Genomic DNA, 3,110 nt, shown 5'->3' with positions numbered 1-3,110 from the left:
GCAAGGGGTCCATCAATACCGCGGCACTGCGCGCGCTGAAGACGCTGGCCCCGGCCGATCTGGCGATCGACATCTTCGACCTGTCGGAAATCCCGCTCTACAACGACGACCTGCGCACCGGGCCTGGGTATCCGCCCAGCGTCCAGTCCTTCCGCGACGCCCTGAAGGCGGCCGACGGCGTGCTGATCGCGACGCCGGAATACAACTACTCGATCCCCGGCGTGCTGAAGAACGCGATCGACTGGGCATCGCGCCCGCCCGAGCAGCCGTTCGACGGCAAGCCGATCGGCATCCTGGGCGCCAGTCCCGGCGTGCTGGGGTCGTCCCGCGCCCAGTACCACCTGCGCCAGTGCTTCATCTATCTCAACGGACAGGTGATGAACCGGCCCGAAGTCATGATCGGTCAGGCGAACTCCAAGTTCGACGCGGACGGCAATTTGACGGATCAGGGCACGGCCGATTTCCTCAAGGGGTTTCTGGCCTCTTTTGCGGATCATATTCGCTACCACCAACGTGCTAGGTCCGGATCCTAGACCCTTGGAGGGTTGATTTGCCCGGAGGGATGGGCAAGCATCGGGCCACAAGGCAAGAAATGTCCGTGTTGGGAGGGATTTAATAATGGACGTACGTGCTGCCGTAGCCTTCGAGGCCGGCAAACCACTCAGCATCGAGACAGTACAGTTGGAAGGCCCGAAGTTCGGCGAAGTGCTGGTCGAAATCAAGGCTACCGGCGTCTGTCATACCGACGCCTACACCCTGTCGGGCGCCGACAGCGAAGGTAAGTTTCCCTGCATCCTCGGGCACGAGGGCGCCGGCATCGTGGTCGATGTCGGACCGGGCGTCACCAGCCTGAAGAAGGGCGACCACGTCATTCCGCTCTACACGCCGGAATGCCGCAACTGCGAATACTGCCTCAGCCAGCGCACCAACCTGTGCCAGGCGATTCGCGAAACCCAGGGCCGGGGCGTCATGCCCGACGGCACCAGCCGGTTCTCGTTCAACGGCAAGCCGATCTACCACTACATGGGCTGCTCGACCTTCGCCAACTTCACGGTGCTGCCCGAGATCGCGCTCGCCAAGATCCGCGAGGACGCTCCGTTCGACAAGGTCTGCTACATCGGCTGCGGCGTTACCACCGGTCTCGGCGCGGTGATCTGGACGGCAGGCGTCCACCCCGGCGCCAATGTCGTCGTGTTCGGTCTCGGCGGCATCGGCCTGAACGTGATCCAGGGCGCCCGCATGGTCGGCGCCAACATGATCGTCGGCGTCGATCTGAACAACGGCCGTAGGGAAATGGCCGAGAAGTTCGGCATGACCCACTTCGTCAACCCGAAGGAAATCGGCGGCGACATCGTCCCGCATCTGGTCGAACTGACCAAGGGCGGGGCCGATTACACCTTCGAGTGCATCGGCAACATCAACACGATGCGTCAGGCGCTGGAGTGCTGCCATAAGGGCTGGGGCATCTCTACCATCATCGGCGTGGCGCCCTCGGGTGCCGAGATCTCGACCCGTCCGTTCCAGCTCGTCACGGGCCGGGTGTGGAAGGGCAGCGCCTTCGGCGGCGCCCGTGGCCGGACCGACGTTCCCAAGATCGTCGACTGGTACATGGACGGCAAGATCAACATCGACGATCTGATCACCCATGTCGTGCCGCTCGACCAGATCAACGACACCTTCGACCTGATGCACGAAGGCAAGTCGATCCGTTCGGTCGTCACCTTCTAAGCGTCGCGCGCTCCGTTCGGCGCGCAAAAGAAAAGCGCCGGCGGCGGGATGACCCGCCGCCGGCGCTTTTTCTCTGGCAGGCTCTTTATACCGGCAGGCTCAACCGGCGCGGCCGGGTCGTCCCCTTGGTGGAAAGCGGCTGGATGTCGACCTCATCTCACCGCGGGCTCCCGATCCCGTATCGTCGTCGTCGGGGCGGTTCGCCTGACGCTCGCGCTTGTTCTCGGCCTCTGCGCTGGCGATGGTCGACTCCATCTCCCTGATCCGCTCCCTCAGCGGGGCGATCACCGAGCCGTCGGGCTTGCGGGCCATGAACTGCTCGAGATCGTGCTTCAGCCGGGCTAACTGGCTTTTCAGCAACGGTACATTGGGCTTGGCGTTAGGATTGGGCTTGGCGCCGCCAACTCGGTAGGCTTGCTCCTCGTACTTACTCACGGCATCCCTCCTGTTTCATCCCGACAATACACGTGTACCGTCCGGCGTACCATCCCGTACGAAAGAGACATAGGCACGCATGTCGGCCGGATGAGTGCGCGAATACCTTAAGATGTTTTGATGGATCGGATCGGCGGCTTCAAAATGATGCCTTGTCGAAGCATGGGAGGTACGATCATGACCCAGCCCGAATCGGACGCCCTGATCTCGCCGGGGGACATCAGGCGTATCGTCGCCGAAAAGGAACAGGCGCAAGCCCGTGAGGAGATGGAGCAGCGCAAGCTGCGGGAAGCGGAACAGGCCCATCTGCACGCCGCTTTCCTGGAGCGCGACATTTCCCCGGACGTCAGACGGCGCTTTTCGCATGCCGTCCGCCGAGCCGTCGAGCGCGGCGAGAAGGAAGTCATGGTGCTGCGCTTCCCCAGCGACTGGTGCACCGACGGCGGAAGGGCGATCAACAATGCCGAACCGGAATGGCCGGCGACCCTGGAAGGATACGCGAAGCGCGCCTATGACTTCTTCCTCTCCGAGCTGGAGCCGCTCGGCTACCGCATGCATGCGATGATCCTCAACTTCCCCGGCGGCATGCCGGGGGATGTCGGCATCTTCGTAAGATGGTAGCCGGGCGGCGGCCATGGCTTCCGGTCTAGGAGGCTTTAGGTCTAAGGGCGTGGGTCAGGACTGCTGGATGGCGGAGAGCACCCAGCCGCCGCCGGCAGGACGCTGGAAGGTCCAGACCTCGACGCCTTCCGACGGCTTCGTGCGGTCGCCGTCGACCAACTGATCGTCCGCCTTGTTGACCGTATAGTCCACCAGCCCGTAACGCAGGGCCACGGTGGCGTAATCGACAGCACCTTCGCGCCACGACTCGGCCAGGTCGCCCTGAAGCAGTTTCACGTCCTCAATCCGGTTGACGACGCCGCGCGCGGCGTTGTCGTCCAGTTCCT

The 3,110-nt window shown here is 63.4% G+C and carries 5 protein-coding genes; 3 read left to right on the top strand and 2 right to left on the bottom strand.

All coding sequences use genetic code 11. The annotated features are described in order from the left end of the window. The coding region (locus tag AC5JJ6_RS06230) for an NADPH-dependent FMN reductase (RefSeq protein WP_496041209.1) at nucleotides 1-533 on the top strand (533 nt) is incomplete at its 5' end. Nucleotides 534-618: 85 nt separating this feature from the next. Then, nucleotides 619-1,728 carry an S-(hydroxymethyl)glutathione dehydrogenase/class III alcohol dehydrogenase gene (locus AC5JJ6_RS06225; RefSeq protein WP_496041208.1) on the top strand — a complete coding sequence of 370 codons (1,110 nt, stop codon included), beginning with the start codon at nucleotides 619-621 and terminating at the stop codon, nucleotides 1,726-1,728. A 99-nt stretch (nucleotides 1,729-1,827) separates the two neighbouring features. On the opposite strand, the gene AC5JJ6_RS06220 is transcribed toward AC5JJ6_RS06225, so the two are convergent. Next, nucleotides 1,828-2,163 (bottom strand): hypothetical protein, encoded by a 336-nt coding sequence (locus tag AC5JJ6_RS06220; RefSeq protein ID WP_044427000.1) that lies wholly within the window; start codon nucleotides 2,161-2,163, stop codon nucleotides 1,828-1,830. Between the two features lie 177 nt (nucleotides 2,164-2,340). Here AC5JJ6_RS06220 and AC5JJ6_RS06215 point away from each other — a divergent pair, with 177 nt between their 5' ends. Beyond that, a complete protein-coding gene (locus AC5JJ6_RS06215) occupies nucleotides 2,341-2,784 on the top strand; it encodes a hypothetical protein (RefSeq protein ID WP_496041207.1) in 444 nt (147 codons plus the stop codon). Nucleotides 2,785-2,838: 54 nt separating this feature from the next. On the opposite strand, the gene AC5JJ6_RS06210 is transcribed toward AC5JJ6_RS06215, so the two are convergent. Next, on the bottom strand, nucleotides 2,839-3,110 hold a 272-nt coding region (locus tag AC5JJ6_RS06210; protein ID WP_496041206.1), incomplete at its 5' end, for a TIM44-like domain-containing protein.

The sequence above is a fragment of the Skermanella sp. genome, from assembly GCF_059503625.1.
This window is presented reverse-complemented; position numbering and strand designations above follow the sequence as displayed.

Bases quoted from the DNA above. Each gene is read 5' to 3' on its own strand.
- AC5JJ6_RS06225 (WP_496041208.1), top strand. From the start codon at position 619: ATGGACGTACGTGCTGCCGTAGCCTTCGAGGCCGGCAAACCACTCAGC.
- AC5JJ6_RS06215 (WP_496041207.1), top strand. From the start codon at position 2,341: ATGACCCAGCCCGAATCGGACGCCCTGATCTCGCCGGGGGACATCAGG.